Source organism: Novosphingobium sp. NFX11 (assembly GCF_057376415.1).
On sequence record NZ_CP080385.1, the window covers coordinates 1,587,832 to 1,602,786 of the forward strand.

Here is a 14,955-nt window from a genome sequence, read left to right on the forward strand (position 1 = left end):
GCCCGAGAAGTCCTGAATCCAGAAGTCGTCCATCTCCGAGTAGCCGGTGATGGAGGTCAGCGTGCCGCCCGGATAGTCGGCCGAGAGGTGGAGCGATCCGCCCTTCTGCTTGACGCGGGTGTCCGATGCCACCGGCGAGAGCACGGTGCGGTACGAGCCCGAGAGCGGGACGATCTTGCCCTCGTCGTTGGTGGTGGTGTTGACCGACCACTGGCCGTCCGAGTTGAGGTCGAGGTAGAACAGGTTCAGGCGGGCCTTCACCACGTCGCCCTTGTAGGCGAGGTCGAACTGACCGCCCTTGAAGTCTTCCTTGCCCACCTTCTTGTCGAGCGTGGCGTTGTACTGGCGGCCGCCGTCACGGGCGCGCACGATGCCGTTGAACGATGCGGCCCACTTGCCGTCCTCGCTCAGCGGGACCGAGATGTAGCCCTTCACGCGTCGTTCGTTCCAGGTGCCGTAGCCGACCTGCACGTTGCCGGTGAACTCGTCCGAGGGCTGCTTGGTGATGATGTTGATCGCACCGGCCGAGGCATTGCGGCCGTAGAGCACGCCCTGCGGGCCGCGCAGGACTTCGATCCGCTCGATCTCGGCGAAGTCCATCAGCGCGCCCTGCATGCGGGCGTTGTAGACGTCGTTGATGTAGAGCGCGACTTCGGCTTCCGACATCACGTAGCCGCCGTCGGTGCCGCCGCCGCCGCGGATGTAGGCCTTGAGGCCCGCCGAGCCGCCGGTCACGCCGTCCAGCTTGAGGTTGGGGACGAGGCGCGCGACGTCGGTGGGGGTGTTCACCTGACGGGTCTGGATTTCGTCAGCGGTGATGGCGGTGACGCTGATGGGCACGTCCTGCAGGCGCTGTTCGGTGCGCTGCGAGGTGACGACGATGTCGCCGAAGCCGTTGGCATCGCTGCTCGCATTTGCGGCGGCGTCCTGCGCGGCGGCCATGGCGGGGAAGGAGCCGATCGCGGTCGCGAGCAGCAGCCCCTTGGAGAATGCCTTCATCATGGTGTCGAATGAACCTTTGTGCGTAGTATCTTCTGAACCCTGGCCCGTGGCGACGTGGCTCTTTTCGAAAGGAGCTTTGCGTCGGCGCCCGTCAGGCAAAGCGGAAGCTGTCGGTGATAAGGTTTTGTGGCAATGCTGCGCCGCAAACTGTCCGCAGGATGATAACTCAGACGCATCGCTCCATGCATGAACCGCTGTGCGGATAAAAACGGCCGGGTAGCGCGCCACTTTTCGGGGCGAGCGTCAGACTGCGGCGAAATCAACGCAGTGGAGGTCATGATGGCAGAGCTTACCGCAACGCAGGGCGCGGGCGTCGTACTGGTCACGGGCGCGGCGTCCGGCATCGGCAAGGCGGCGGCGGACCTGATCGAAGCGGCCGGGCGCACGGTGGTTCGCGCGGATTTGCACGATCAGGACGGACGCGGCGTCGCGCTCGATGTCGCCGATCCCGCCGCATGGGATGCACTCGTCGCGCGGCTGGAGGCCGAGGGTGGTATCGACGGCCTCGTCAACTGCGCGGGCGTCGGCGGCCTAGGCGCCATCGACGAGATCGCCATCGAGGACTGGGACCGCATCATGGCCGTCAACCTGCGAGGCACGGCGCTCGGCTGCCGCGCGGTGCTTCCGGCGATGCGCGCGCGGGGGCACGGGTCTATCGTCAATATCGGTTCCACCTTCGGTCTCGTCGCGCGCAACGACTGCGTGGCCTACGGCGTGAGCAAGGCGGCGGTAATCCACCTGACCCGCTGCATGGCGGTAGACCTTGCCGATGCGGGCGTGCGCGTGAACTGCGTGTGCCCCGGCCTGATCGAGACGCAGATGACAGCCCCGCTCGCCGATGCCGGGCTGGAGGCGCTGATGCAGGCCAACCTCCAGGCTCACGCGCTGCGCCGCATCGGCAAGCCCGCCGAGGTTGCGGAAATGGTCGCTTTCCTTATCTCGGATGCAGCCAGCTTCGTGACCGGGGCGGCGATCCCGGTCGATGGCGGCTACACCTCGGGCAAGTGGGTGTGACGCCCCACTGTCCGAGGGGTGGAGATTCCACTTTCGCAGGTGCGTGATCGCCGGCCCCGCTTATAGTTTGCGCATACGTCTTCAGGGATAACCCAATGCTCAACACCTTCCAGCAGCAGCTCCATGGCATGCTGCCCACCCCGACCTCGGAAGAAGCCTCGCGGCAGGAGTTCGCGAAGAGCCTCAAGCACTTCATCCAGCAGGGCCTGCTGCCCGGCCTGCACCCGATCTATTCGGGCCGCGCCGCCCAGCGCTTCGAGAAGGAAGCGGGTCGCGCGCCGGTCGATCGCCACGACATCCGCAAGGCGATGGTGCCGGACAACTACTTCCGCCACTACGCCGCTGTGAACCGCATCAGCCAGGAACTGCTGTGGGACAGCGTGATCGATCTCGATCGAGCGCGAGGAAGACAGCCTCAAGGCCGCCGCCGCTGCGAATTCGGCGAAGAACAAGGGCGAGCTGCGCATCCCCGAGGGCTTCGAGGTTCCACGCTACGTCTCCTCGCTCGACATCCACTGCATGCCGGGTGGTTATGCGGGCGGCCCGGACGATGCTTCGGACGTCTCGCTCGGCGTGCTCTACGACCGCGGTGTGTACCTCTATTCGATGGGGTACACCGGCCCGTTCAACGACGACATGGGCCGCTCGGTGGTGAACTACCTCAAGCGTAACATGCCGGACTTCAAGCCCAGGCGCATCCTCGACCTGGGCTGCACGGTCGGCCACTCGACGCTGCCGTACAAGGAACTGTTCCCCGAGGCGGAGATCTGGGGCGTGGATGTCGGCGGTCCGATGGTGCGCTATGCCCACGCCCGCGCCGGTGCGTTCGGCCTCGACGTCAACTTCGCGCAGATGAACGCCGAGAAGACCGAGTTCGAGGACGCCTCGTTCGACCTCGTCGTCAGCCACATCCTGCTGCACGAGACCAGCGGCAAGGCAATGCCCCGCGTGTTCGAGGAATGCGCCCGCGTCCTCAAGCCCGGCGGCCTGATGATCCACGCGGATCTGCCGCCGTTCGACCTGATGGACCCGTTCACGCAGTTCATCCTCGACAACGAGACGTACTACAACAACGAGCCGTTCTGGGGCGCGATGCGCGACATGGACCAGATCGCGCTGGCCACCAAGGCGGGCTTCGACCCGGCGACCATCCGCTTCGACACCGCTCCGATGGCCGTGATGGAATATGCGGGTGCGGGCTATACCGAGGAATCGGCCGCCGACGTTGCCGAGCGCGAGTTCACGGCGGGCGAGTTCGCTCCCGGCGGCGGCTGGGAAGTTCTCATCGCCCAAAAGCCCGCAGCCTGACACAACAATGCGGAATGTCCTTCTTCTCTTCGTCATTGCGAGCGAAGCGAAGCAATCCAGAGCGGCGTTAACTGCCCTGGATTGCTTCGCTTCGCTCGCAATGACGAGGATGGGAGTGGGCGCAGCCGCTACTAGGATAACAGACATGAAGCGTGACGCACGGGGCAAGCGGCCCCAGTTCTACCAAGACCCGGCCCTCGACCAGATGATGGGCATGATCATGGTCCTCGCGGGTGAGGTTTCGGTGCTGGCCGACCAGCTCGATTCTACCCAGCGTGTGCTGGCCAACCACAACATCGACGCGCGCGCCGAAGTCGATGCGCTCGTCCTCGACGACGCGGCGCTGGAAGCGCGCGAGGCGCGCCGCCAGCAGATGCTGGAACGCATGTTCTACCTCGTCCGCAAGGAAGCTTCCGAGGCGGCAGGCAAGGAAACAACCGAAGGCTACATCGCCACCCTCGACGCGATCGCGGAAGGGTAAGCGATACAATGAGCATAAATGCGAGCGCGCTGGCGAACATCGTCGGTGCGGACAACCTGCTGACCGACCCGGCCAAGGTCGCCTACTTCGCCACCGACGTCTACCGTGCACAGATCATGCCGGGCGCGGTCGCGCGTCCTGGCACGATCGAGGAACTGCAGGCCGTGGTGCGCGAGGCGGCGGCCGCCAAGCTGCCGTTCACCGTGCGCGGCGGCGGCGCGTCCTACACCGATGGCTACAATGCGGTGGACGGCTCGCACCTGCTGATCGACATGAGCCGCCTGAACCGCATCGTCGAGATCGACGAGTTCAACGGCTACGTCACCGTCGAGGCGGGCGTTACCTGGCTCCAGTTGTCCGACGCGCTGGAGGCCAAGGGCCTGCGTACGCCGTTCCGTGGGCCGTTCTCCGGCATTGCCGCGACCATCGGCGGATCGATGTCGCAAAACTCGATCAGCCACGGTTCGGGCGCATGGGGCATCTCGGCGGAATCGGCACTGGCCTTCGACATCGTGCTTGCCGACGGCAGCCTGCTGCGCACCGGCACAGGCGCGCTGGGCGAGAAGCCGTTCGGCCGTCATGCCGGGCCGGACCTCACGGGCCTGTTCACCGGCGACTGCGGCGTTTTCGGCCTCAAGGCCCGGGTTACGCTGCCGTTGCTGCGTCACAAGCCTGCGCATCGCGTGCTGTCCTTCGCCTTCGCCGAATTCGCGCAGATGCACGAATCGATGCGCCGCATCGCCATGGAGCGGGTCGAGGATTCGCACTTCGCGCTCGACGCCGCGCTGTCGCAGGGCCAGATCGCCAAGCAGGAGCGTGCGGGCGGCCAGCTGGCGATGGCGATGTCCATCGTCAAGAGTTCGCCCTCGGTCTTCGCCGGGCTCAAGCAGGTCGCGGCGGCGGGCATTCTCGCCCGCAAGCAGATTTCCGCTTCGAACTTCATGACGCACTACATCGTCGAGGGTTTTGACGATGCCGAGTGCCGCGCCAAGCTGCAGCGCCTGCGTGACCTGACCGCAGACCTCGGCCGCGAAATCGTCGCGACGGTGCCTTCGGTGGTGCGCGGCATGCCCTTCGCACCGCTCTACAACACGCTCGGCCCGGGCGGCGAGCGCTGGGTGCCGCTGCACGGCGTCATGGCGCATGACCGCGTGCGTGATTTCCACGAAGCGCTCCAGCGCTTCTACGCGGACCGCGCCGCCGACATGACGCAGCACGGCGTGTGGGGCGGCGGCATGTATTCCACCGTTGGGTCGAGCGGTTTCCTTTACGAAATCGCGCTCTACTGGCCGGACGAGCAGACCGCCTACCACGCGGAATCGGTGCCCGGCGACTACCTCGCCAGCCTGCCGAAATTCCCGGCGAACCCGGCCGCGCGTGAGTACGTCCATCGGCTCAAGGGTGAACTGGTCGACCTCTACGACGCCCACGGCGCGCTGCACTTCCAGCTCGGCCGAGCCTATCCCTACGCCGCGCGCCTCGGCGCGGAGCCCAAGGCGCTGGTCAGCGCGATCAAGTCGGCGCTCGATCCGCAGGGCCTCGTCGGTCCGGGCGTGCTGGGCCTGTGACCCGCAACAGCGTCCGCAAGTCCTACGTGGACCTTGCGGACGGGCAGCTGCACGTGCGCGAGGTGGCGGGCCTTGAAGCGCCGGGCGGGGAGCCCGCCATCGTCTTCCTGCACCAGACCGCGTGCTCGGCGCAGAGCTACGACCCGCTGCTGGCCGAACTCGATCTGCCCAACCGGCTCGTCGCGATCGACACGCCGGGCTTCGGGGGCAGCTTCGATCCGGTCGGCTGGCCTTCGCTCGCGGACTATGCGGCGTGGATTCTGGAAGGGATCGACGCGCTCGGGATCGGGCGTTTCCATGTCTTCGGGCATCACACCGGCTCCAGCCTTGCGGTGTACTTCGCCGCGAACCATCCCGAGCGGGTGGCGTCAATCATACTGGCGGGCGCCGAGCTGATGACGCCGGATGAGCGCGCGCACTTCGAGCAAACGCATGGCGAGCCGATCGGCCTCAAGCGCGACGGATCGCACCTCCAGACCAACTGGGACTACGCCGCCGGCTACAACGAGGGCATCGACGTGGAGATCATCCATGACGAAGTCGTCGCCATGCTGCGCGCATGGAAAGCCCGGCCGCAGGCCTACATGGCGGTGGCAAAGTCCGACACGCCTGCACTGGCAGCGCGTGTCACCGCGCCAGTGCTGCTGCTGACCTCACCCGACGACTACTTCCACGCCGAGCTGGACCGCGCGAAGGCCGCTTTCCCCGGCGCGAGCCTTGCCGTCACCGGCGGGGCGAACTTCCAGGCCACCGCGGACCCGCAAGGCGTCGCGCGCGCGGTGGAAGAGTTTCTGGCGTCGTCCCGGACTTGATCCGGGACCGCTGGCGGTCTTTAGGCGCGCGCTATCAGGACGATCCCGTCGAGAGGCGGGCTGGTCCTGATAGCGGTCCCGGATCAAATCCGGGACGACGTGTATCAGGAATAGTCCAGTTCCGGGCGGGTGCGCTCCTGCTGCGCGGGGTCGGTTTCAACGAGGTTGATGAATACCCCATCGCAGTCGCGGATGCAGACTTCCAGCTGCGCGCGGTGTTCCATCGCGAAGACCTGCGGCTCCGGCGCCCACGTTGCGCCGAGGGCGCGCAGCCTTTCCATCGTTCCGGCCATGTCGGTGACGTAGAAGACCAGCGCCACCTCGCCGATGCGCGCCGGGCCGGTTGCGGGGGGATGGCCTCGTTCGTGGTGCCGTCCGCCAGCTTGAACAGGCCGACCATGCCGTAGTTGGGGCCGGGGCGCTTGACGATGCGGATCTCGAATGGGCGCGGGTCGTCGAAGCCCAGGATCTCGGTCGCCGAAGGATGGCTCAGCTTGCCCTCGAAGTAAGTCTCGGTGAGGCCGATGGCGCGGTAGAATTGCGTCGCCTTGTCGAGATCGCGCACGAAGATCGTCGCACGCACGAGGGCGGAGGAGGGATGCTCGGTCATCGGTCTGCCTTTGCTGGTTCGCCCCGATAGTTCCCGTCCTGCCGCGCCGCCGCGAGCGCGCGGCCGCCAATGGTCGTCAGGTGGACAACGGGACGGGTGTCGCCTTGCGGAAGGTCGGCCCGGGGCGCGATGAACGGTCATGATCGGGAGCATCAGCAGCCCCCGGTCCGCAAGGGCGACACGATCTTCCGGCCAGGGTTCTGCCGGCCCGTCTGCAACTCTTCCGGAGAGTCCGCTCTCCAGCTGCGTGGGATATAGAAAATGACGGATTCTCTCGGTTACCGCATGAAGTTCGCGGTGGTCGCCCCCTCGACCAACACCAGCGTCGAGCCCGAGTACGCGGACATGCGCCCGCGCGGCGTGACCAACCATTTCTCGCGCATCGCGATTCCCGACACCAAGGTCGTGGACGACGCGACGTTCGTGGAGATGCTGGAGAACATCCGCAGCGCCACGTTCGATGCGGTCGACGTGTCGATGTCGATGGACCCGGGCTGCGTCGTCATGGGCATGTCGGCCGAGACCTTCTGGGACGGCGCCGAGGGCGCCGAGCGCCTGCACCAGCGCATGCTGGAGCGGACCGGCGGCGTGCCGGTGATCATGGGCTCCACCGCCGTGGACGCCGCGATCCGGGCCTATGAGGAGGCCGACGGCAAGAAGATCCGCAAGATCGGCATCCTCACCCCTTATGCGCCGGTGGGCGACGCCAACGTCAAGAAGTTCTTCGAGGACCAGGGCTACGAGGTCGTCCACGTCGAAGGCCTCAAGTGCCAGTCGCCGATGCTGATCGCGCACGAGGACAAGCAGACCCTCAAGCGCGCCGCCATCAAGGTGAGCGAGGGCGTCGACGCGGTGATCCAGGCGGGCACCAACCTGGCCTTCGCCGAAGTCGCCGCCATGGCCGAGTTCTGGCTGGAAAAGCCGGTGATCGCGATCAACACCGCCACCTACTGGCACGCCCTGCGCACGATGGGCTTCACGGACCAGAAGGAAGGCTTCGGCCGCCTGCTTGCGGATTTCTGATCCGTCACTTGCAAAGCAAGCACTGGCGATACGGCATCGGCGCTCTAAGCTGACCTCAGGGTCGAGAGATTAGAATACGGAGTTCACAATGGAATACGATTACGTCCCGATGCCGCAGCGCCAGCCGCTCCAGTGGCCGGACGGCAAGCGCGTGGCGCTGCTGATCACCTTCAATCTCGAGACCTGGGATCTCACCAAGGATACCGACAAGCCCTATTACGCGGGCGGCCCGGCGATCCTGCCGGACATCCTGCCCGGCAACACGCCGGACTTCCCGAACTACACTTGGCGCGAATATGGCCAGCGCGTGGGCATCTGGCGCCTGTTCGACCTGTTCGACGAACTGGGCGTCAAGGCCAGCTGCACCACCAACGCCGTCACCTTCGAGCGTCGCAAGGCGATGACCGATGCGGTGCTGGAGCGCGGCTGGGAACTGCTCACCCACAACTGGGAGCAGGGCGAACTGCTCACCACCTTCGCGCACGAGCCGGAGAAGGAGCGCGACATCATCATGCGCTCGCTCGAGCAGTTCGAGAAGTACACCGGCCGCAAGTCCAAGGGCTGGCTCTCGTCGTCGCTGCGCGGCACGATGCAGACGGCGGACATCCTCGCAGGGGAGGGCTGCACCTTCTACTGCGACATCATGAACGACGACCAGCCGTACCTGCTGCGCACGCCGAACGGCCCGATCGTTTCTGTCCCGTATTCCAACGAGATCAACGACTTCACCTTCATCACCCGCAAGAACTTCACCACCGACCAATTCCGCGATGCGCTGATCGAGGAACTCGACGTCCTCTATGCGGAAGGCGCCAAGAGCGGCCGCATCATGAACATCGGCCTGCACCCGCACGTCGCCGGCCGCGCCCACCGCGTCCGCGCGGTGCGCGAGTTCATCGAGCACGCCAAGTCGCTCGACGGCGTCTGGTGGACCACGCGCGAGGAAATCGCCGAGTGGTATCTCCAGAACCACGAAAGCCATATTCCTGGCCAACTCGGCTGATGGAAAAGGCCCGGGTTCTCGTCGCCGGCGGCGGCATCGGCGGGTTGACGGCGGCCATCGGGCTCCTGCGCAAGGGGTTCGAGGTCGAAGTCTTCGAAGGCGCGCAGAGCTTCGGGGAAGTGGGGGCGGGCGTCACGCTCGCGCCCAACGCGATGGCGGGGCTGCAGTACCTCGGGCTCGGGCCAAAGATCGAGGCTGCGGGTAGCGAGCCGGTGCGGCAGGTCGTGCGGCACTGGGAAGATGGCCGCGTTCTCAAGACCTTGGAGCGCGGCAACCAGATGCGTGAGAAGTACGGCGTTCCGTACCTCTACATGCACCGCGCCGACCTGCACGCGATCCTCGTCGAGACAGCGCGGGAGCTGGGCGGCAAGCTGCACCTCTCCGCAAGGGTGGTGCAAGCGGCACACAGCGGCACACAAGCGTTGCTCAAGCTCGCAGACGGCACCGAACATCACGGCGACCTGCTCGTCGGCGCTGACGGGCTCAAGTCTGTAGTGCGCAAGATCTTCGAACCGATCTCCGCTCACTTCACCGGCCACGTCGCGTGGCGCGGCGTGGTGCCCGTGGACGAGCAGCTCCGCGAGCTGGCCGAGAACCCCGGCAACTTCATCGGGCCGGAGCGCATGGCGGTGTGGTATCCGCTGCGCGGCGGCACGCAGCTCAATCTCGTCTTCTTCGCCCGCGAGGAAGGCTGGACCGACGACGGCTGGACGATCCCCGCGAAACGTGCCGAACTGCAGCAGGTCTTCGCCGGCTGGTGCGAGCCGATCCAGTATATGATCGCGCATCTGGAGGAAGACCGCCTGTTCAAATGGGCGATCAATGCCCGCTCGGCGCTGTCGACCTGGAACCAAGGTGGCTGCATCACCCTGCTCGGCGACGCAGCGCATGCGATGACGCCATTCCTGGGGCAAGGCGCCTCCTGCGCCATCGAGGACGCGGTGGTCCTGTCGCGTGCGATGGAGGCCGGGGCCACGGTGGCCGAGGCGATCGAACGCTACGAACGTGCGCGCATCGCGCATGCGACGTTCATCCAGGCGGAATCGAACGCCAACGCCGAACGCCTGCAGAGCAAGGACGCGGACAACTTCGGCAAGAAGGAAGTCCGCAACGAGGAAACGCTGGGCCTGTTCGCCTACGATGCCGGCAAGGTGGAAGTATAAGATGACCCTGACTGCAGCCGATTTCCCCGTTGAACTCTCGCCCGGCACCTGGGACGTCCTGCGCGGCGACTTCCCGCTGCTGATCGACGGCAAGTTCGTATCCTCCGCAAGCGGCGCGGCGGGCGTAACCCACGATCCCGCGACCGGCGCCGCGCTGGCGGGCTTCGCGCTGGGCGATGCGGTGGACGTGGACCTTGCGGTCCGCGCGGCCCACAAGGCGTTCGGCGGCCCGTGGTCGAAGCTCTCGCACTTCGAGCGCGCAAGGCTGCTGCGCAAGCTGGCCGACCTGTTCGAGGCTAACACGCAAGTGCTGGCCGAACTCGAGGTCATCGACAACGGCATGCCGATGTGGCTCGCCGGACTGACCGCGCGCAACAATGCCGAACTGTTCCACTACTACGCGGGCTGGGCGGAGCGGATCGAGGGCACCACCACGACGCCGCCCGCGCATGTCCTCGCGGCGGGAGAGGCGCTGACCTACACCCTGCGCGAGCCGGTCGGCGTCGTTGGCCAGATCGTGCCGTGGAACGTGCCGCTCTCGATGGCGTGTCTCAAGCTGGCCCCGGCGCTGGCGGCGGGGTGCACCGTGGTCCTCAAGCCCGCCGAGGAGACGCCGCTCAGCGCCGTCGTGCTCGGCCGGCTGATCATGGAAGCGGGCTTCCCCGAGGGCGTCGTCAACATCGTCAATGGCGATGGCGCGACGGCGGGCGCGGCGTTGGTCAAGCACCCGCTGGTGTCCAAGATCTCGTTCACCGGGTCGACCGAAGTGGGCAAGCTGATCGTGCGCGAATGCGCCGACGATCTCAAGAAAGTCAGCCTCGAACTGGGCGGCAAGTCGCCGGTGATCGTCTTCCCGGATGCGGACATGGCCAAGGCCGTGCCGGGCGTTGCGATGGCGACCTTCTTCCTGCAGGGCCAGAACTGCATGGCGGGCACGCGCATCTTCGTCCACGCCGATATCTACGACGAACTGCTCGAAGGCATGGCCGCGTTCGCCGGGTCGATGAAGATCGGCCACGGCCTGCATGCGGACACGATGATCGGCCCGCTGATCTCCGCGAAGCAGAAGGCCCGCGTCATGAGCTACGTGGACGAGGCCAGGGCAGGCCCGGCGCGCGTCGTCGCGGGGGCAAGGCGCCCGAAGGCCCCGGCCACTTCGTCGAGCCCACCATCGTCGCCGACACCACCCCCGACATGCGCGTGGTGCGCGAGGAGATATTCGGCCCGGTCATGGCCGTCCAGCGCTTCGAGGGCGACGACCTCGACGCCATCGCCGCGATGGCGAACGACAGCGACTTCGGCCTTTCGGGCAGCGTCTGGACGCAGGACCTGTCCACCGCGCACAAGATGGCGGCGCGGGTGCGGTCGGGCCATGTCTCGGTCAACACTCACGGCGCGGTCGGCGCGAACATCCCGTTCGGGGGCTTCAAGCAGTCGGGCTGGGGGCGTGAGTTCGGGCGCGAGGGGCTGGACCTCTATCTGGAGACCAAGGCCGTGACCGTGGCCCTGTGATGGAAAATGCAGTGACTTATCTTCGTCGTCATGCGGGCCGCATCGTCTATCATCACGCCAACGGCCCGCAGGGGATCGAGGACTTCGGCATCGACGTGCGCGCCGATGGTCGCACGGTCCGCGCCTATTGCGAGATGGGCGACGGCGCCCTGACCCGCGACGCTTCGTGGAGCCTCGATGCCGATCTGCGCCCGGTCGAGGGTCAGGTGCGCGTCGTCCAGCACGGCAAGCTGACGGGCAGTTCCTGGTACTATTTCACGCCTGACGCCACGCACTGCGAGTCGCTGACCGCGAACCTCGGGCGCACCAGCCAGACCTTGCCCGGACGGGTCGATTATCTCGGCCTGCATCCGCTAGTGGGCGACGGTGCCATCGCGCTTGCGCGCGGGACCGACGAGCCGGGGGCGGAGCGGATGATCCCGAGCGTCACCTGCTCCTACGACGTCAACGGCGAAAGCTCGCTTGTCGCGCTGCCGATCACGATCGGCGTTACCTATGTCGGCAAGGAGGAGGTGACCGTCCCGGCGGGCACGTTCACGGCCGACGTCTACGAACTGCGCTGGCAGCCGCACTGGCCGCCGGCGCGGCTGTGGGTGCACGGCGAGGATTCGGTGTTCCTGCGCCTGACCTGGGAATTCTCCGGCCTCGACAGCCAACTGGAGCGCTACGCGACCGCCACGGGCGAGGATAGCGCCTGGTTTGCAAGCTGACGTCGGCCCCGCTCACCCTTTTCCTGCTCTCACTCCTTTTCGTCATTGCTTCGCTACGCTCGCAATGACGAGGGGTGTGGACGACGCCTGCCCTCAATGTCGCTCGATCGAGACGTGGCGCAGTTCATGCACCGGCGCGAGGCGGCGGCGCAGTTCGCCATGGTCGCGTGCCGAACTGGCCGATATGATCGCGGCATGGGCGTCGGGGCCGATGCGCCAGACGTGGAGGTCGGTGATGCGCGCGTCGCCGGGGCCTTCGATGGCCTCGCGCACTTCTTCCGCGACGTGGTCGTCGGTGCGGTCGAGCAGGATGGCGGCGGTGTCCTTCATCAGCGACCATGACCAGCGCGCAATGACGACCGCGCCGACCACGCCCATCAGCGGGTCGAGGAAGGTCCAGCCCAGATAGCGCCCGGCCAGCAACGCGACGATCGCCATGACCGAGGTGAGCGCATCGGCCAGCACGTGCAGGTAGGCCGAGCGCAAGTTGTTGTCGTTGTGCGCGTGGCCGTGATGATGCCCGTGATCATGAGCGTGCTCATGATGGTGGCCATGCCCGTGCCCATGGTGGTGATGGTCGCCCGACAGCAGCAGGGCGCTGACGATGTTCACGATCAGGCCGATCACCGCGACGATGGTGGCGTCCCCGAACGCCACCGGGCCGGGGTTGAGCAGGCGTTCCACTGATTCCACCCCGATCCCCACCGCGAACAGCGCCAGAACCAGAGCCGAGGCGAAGCCGGCGAGGTCACCGACCTTGCCGGTCCCGAAGCTGAAGGCCGGATTTCGGCGGTGCCTGCGGGCATAGCGATAGGCCAGCGCGGCGACGCCGAGCGCTCCGGCATGGGTCGCCATGTGGAACCCGTCGGCGAGCAGGGCCATCGATCCCGTGGCATATCCGGCGACGATCTCGCCCACCATCATGACGGCGGTGAGCACGACGACCCACTGCGTGCGGCGGGCGTTGGCGTCGTGCGAGGCGCCGAGGAAATCGTGATCGTGAACGGATGGGTGAGGCAGGGAAGCCATGGGAAATGCGGTCTTTCTACTTCGCGTAACGGCGGATGGCGGCGATCACGGCCTGTACGCCGTCCTCGCGCTCGGCATCGGAGAGGTCGGGCGCGGAGACGTGGGTGCGCAGGTGGTCCTCGATCAGTTCGTCGATGAAACCGTTGACCGCGCCGCGCACCGCCGCGCTCTGCAGCAGCACTTTCGCGCAGTCCTCGCCCTCGACGAGCGAACGCTCGACCGCCTGCAACTGCCCGACCATGCGACGTATCCGCATGATGAGCGCCTGATTGTCCTTGCCGAGATGTGCCATACCTATACCCCCTTAGGGTATAAGCGGTGAAGCCGCAAGGTTTGACCCGCCCGGGCGGTCCCGATACGGGAACAAAGTCGAGGGCCGTTCATTTCAAAAGCCCGCGCCGACGCTCCGTTTCGCTTCGGGAGCGTCGCCCATCCGCCGGTTCGGGTCGCCATCCGCAGCCGGCGCCACAGACGCAGGATCACGAGCACGCGATGAGCGTAATCACCACTATCGCCGCAGCGGCAGCCGCCCCCGCCGCCACTCCGGCTCCCGCAAAGTCCCCCATTCCCGACGTTTCCGTGCAGGTCCGCGACTTGTCGAATTCGACCTTCGCGTGGTTCCAGACCTACTGGCTGCAGATCATCATCGCGGTGGCCATCGCCGTCGCCATCGTCTCGGCGCTTTACGCGCTACGCCGCCTCGGCGCGCGGTTGTGTCGGGAAGAGCGCGGGCGCGGCGACTGGCTCACCATCGTCGGCCGGGTGGTCACCAAGACGACCAACTATTTCATCATCATGGTCGCGATCCGCGCGGTCGACGGCTACGCGCAGACGCCGCCGATGATCGACCGGATGGTGACCTTCTTCTTCACCCTCGCCGCCGTCCTGCAAGGCGCGATCTGGGCGCGCGAGTTCATCCTCGGCGCAATCGAGCACAAGACTTCGGCCGAGCACTTCAAGGGCGAAGCGATCATCAACGCCATGGGCCTCATCCGCCTGCTGGTGAGCGTGGTCGTCTTCGCGGTGGCGACGGTGGTTCTGCTCGACAACATCGGCGTCAACGTCACCGGCCTCGTCGCGGGTCTGGGTGTGGGCGGCATCGCCATCGGTCTGGCAGCGCAAGGCATCTTCGCCGATCTTTTCGCGGCGCTGGCGATCATCTTCGACCGCCCCTTCAGCAAGGGCGATCAGATCAGCTTCGGCACCAGTTCGGGCGTGATCGAGGCGATCGGGCTCAAATCCACGCGCATCCGCGCCTATACCGGCGAACTGCGGATCATCGCCAACAAGAACCTGCTCGACAAGGAGATCCTGAACGTCAGCGGGCGCGACCACATCCGCCTGCCGTTCACCATCGGCGTCGCCTACGAGACCCCTCCGGAGACGCTGGCGCGCATTCCGGGCATCCTGACCGAGCTTGTCGAGGCGGAAGGCGGCAAGGCATCGCGCGCCGGTTTCGAGAGCTTCGGCGCCAGTTCGCTCGATTTCAGCCTGCTGGTGGACGTGCCCGGCAAGGACTGGGGCATCGCCCACCCCTTGCGCGACCGCTTGATGGTGGCGATCGTCAAGCGGTTCGCGCAGGAGGGCATTGCGATCCCCTATCCCACGCAGACGACCTTCACCGCCGCGCCCGACGGCACGATCATCATGCCCTATCCCGAAAAGGCGACCTGACGACGATGGCAGGGCGCTGTACGCCTTTCGTCGAAACCCCGGATGC

At 66.4% G+C, this 14,955-nt stretch carries 14 protein-coding genes and 2 pseudogenes; 11 read left to right on the forward strand and 5 right to left on the reverse strand.

Annotation, left to right across the window (positions count from 1 at the left end; genetic code table 11):
- Window positions 1-576: 576 nt before the first annotated feature.
- Window positions 577-1,002: pseudogene (locus KZO24_RS25095) on the reverse strand (TonB-dependent receptor plug domain-containing protein); the annotation flags it as partial.
- Between the two features lie 276 nt (window positions 1,003-1,278).
- Between KZO24_RS25095 and KZO24_RS25100 the strand changes: the two are divergent.
- A complete protein-coding gene (locus KZO24_RS25100) occupies window positions 1,279-2,016 on the forward strand; it encodes an SDR family NAD(P)-dependent oxidoreductase (RefSeq protein ID WP_486487383.1) in 738 nt (245 codons plus the stop codon).
- Here the strand turns inward: KZO24_RS25100 and KZO24_RS25105 are convergent.
- Entirely contained in the window at window positions 1,992-2,468 is a 477-nt protein-coding gene (locus KZO24_RS25105) for a hypothetical protein (RefSeq protein ID WP_486487384.1), read from the reverse strand. The genes KZO24_RS25100 and KZO24_RS25105 overlap by 25 nt on opposite strands.
- A gap of 67 nt (window positions 2,469-2,535) precedes the next feature.
- Here KZO24_RS25105 and KZO24_RS25110 point away from each other — a divergent pair, with 67 nt between their 5' ends.
- From KZO24_RS25110 to KZO24_RS25125, 4 genes are all read left to right on the forward strand, one after another.
- Window positions 2,536-3,324: a class I SAM-dependent methyltransferase gene (locus tag KZO24_RS25110; protein ID WP_486487385.1), complete on the forward strand. Its 789-nt coding sequence runs from the start codon at window positions 2,536-2,538 to the stop codon at window positions 3,322-3,324.
- Window positions 3,325-3,469: 145 nt separating this feature from the next.
- On the forward strand, window positions 3,470-3,805 hold the full coding sequence (locus tag KZO24_RS25115) for a hypothetical protein (RefSeq protein ID WP_036529014.1): 336 nt from the start codon (window positions 3,470-3,472) through the stop codon (window positions 3,803-3,805).
- 8 nt (window positions 3,806-3,813) lie between these two features.
- Window positions 3,814-5,373 (forward strand): FAD-binding oxidoreductase, encoded by a 1,560-nt coding sequence (locus tag KZO24_RS25120; RefSeq protein WP_271183787.1) that lies wholly within the window; start codon window positions 3,814-3,816, stop codon window positions 5,371-5,373.
- Window positions 5,370-6,185 carry an alpha/beta fold hydrolase gene (locus KZO24_RS25125; RefSeq protein WP_271183788.1) on the forward strand — a complete coding sequence of 272 codons (816 nt, stop codon included), beginning with the start codon at window positions 5,370-5,372 and terminating at the stop codon, window positions 6,183-6,185. Before KZO24_RS25120 ends, KZO24_RS25125 begins: the two co-directional genes overlap by 4 nt.
- Window positions 6,186-6,289: 104 nt before the next feature.
- On the opposite strand, the gene KZO24_RS25130 is transcribed toward KZO24_RS25125, so the two are convergent.
- Complete coding sequence (locus KZO24_RS25130) at window positions 6,290-6,505, reverse strand: VOC family protein (RefSeq protein WP_486487386.1); 216 nt, start codon at window positions 6,503-6,505, stop codon at window positions 6,290-6,292.
- Window positions 6,506-7,056: 551 nt separating this feature from the next.
- Between KZO24_RS25130 and KZO24_RS25135 the strand changes: the two genes are divergently transcribed.
- The 5 genes and pseudogenes from KZO24_RS25135 (at window position 7,057) to KZO24_RS25155 (ending at window position 12,206) form a co-directional block, all read left to right on the forward strand.
- Window positions 7,057-7,818: a maleate cis-trans isomerase family protein gene (locus KZO24_RS25135; protein WP_271183790.1), complete on the forward strand. Its 762-nt coding sequence runs from the start codon at window positions 7,057-7,059 to the stop codon at window positions 7,816-7,818.
- Window positions 7,819-7,906: 88 nt separating this feature from the next.
- The gene (locus tag KZO24_RS25140) at window positions 7,907-8,821 is read left to right on the forward strand and encodes a polysaccharide deacetylase family protein (protein ID WP_271183791.1); all 915 of its coding nucleotides are present in this window, start codon (window positions 7,907-7,909) and stop codon (window positions 8,819-8,821) included.
- Complete coding sequence (locus tag KZO24_RS25145) at window positions 8,821-9,984, forward strand: FAD-dependent monooxygenase (RefSeq protein ID WP_271183792.1); 1,164 nt, start codon at window positions 8,821-8,823, stop codon at window positions 9,982-9,984. The genes KZO24_RS25140 and KZO24_RS25145 overlap by 1 nt, the downstream gene beginning before the upstream one ends.
- A gap of 1 nt (window position 9,985) precedes the next feature.
- Window positions 9,986-11,496, forward strand: a pseudogene (locus KZO24_RS25150) (aldehyde dehydrogenase family protein).
- 11 nt (window positions 11,497-11,507) lie between these two features.
- Window positions 11,508-12,206: a hypothetical protein gene (locus KZO24_RS25155; protein ID WP_271183794.1), complete on the forward strand. Its 699-nt coding sequence runs from the start codon at window positions 11,508-11,510 to the stop codon at window positions 12,204-12,206.
- Between the two features lie 93 nt (window positions 12,207-12,299).
- Here the strand turns inward: KZO24_RS25155 and dmeF are convergent, their stop codons facing one another.
- Window positions 12,300-13,235 carry a CDF family Co(II)/Ni(II) efflux transporter DmeF gene (dmeF, locus tag KZO24_RS25160; RefSeq protein WP_271183795.1) on the reverse strand — a complete coding sequence of 312 codons (936 nt, stop codon included), beginning with the start codon at window positions 13,233-13,235 and terminating at the stop codon, window positions 12,300-12,302.
- A 16-nt stretch (window positions 13,236-13,251) separates the two neighbouring features.
- The gene (locus tag KZO24_RS25165) at window positions 13,252-13,527 is read right to left on the reverse strand and encodes a metal/formaldehyde-sensitive transcriptional repressor (protein WP_008832657.1); all 276 of its coding nucleotides are present in this window, start codon (window positions 13,525-13,527) and stop codon (window positions 13,252-13,254) included.
- Between the two features lie 200 nt (window positions 13,528-13,727).
- On the opposite strand from KZO24_RS25165, the gene KZO24_RS25170 reads away from it, so the two are divergent.
- Window positions 13,728-14,909 carry a mechanosensitive ion channel family protein gene (locus KZO24_RS25170; protein WP_271183796.1) on the forward strand — a complete coding sequence of 394 codons (1,182 nt, stop codon included), beginning with the start codon at window positions 13,728-13,730 and terminating at the stop codon, window positions 14,907-14,909.
- The last annotated feature ends 46 nt before the right edge of the window (window positions 14,910-14,955 follow it).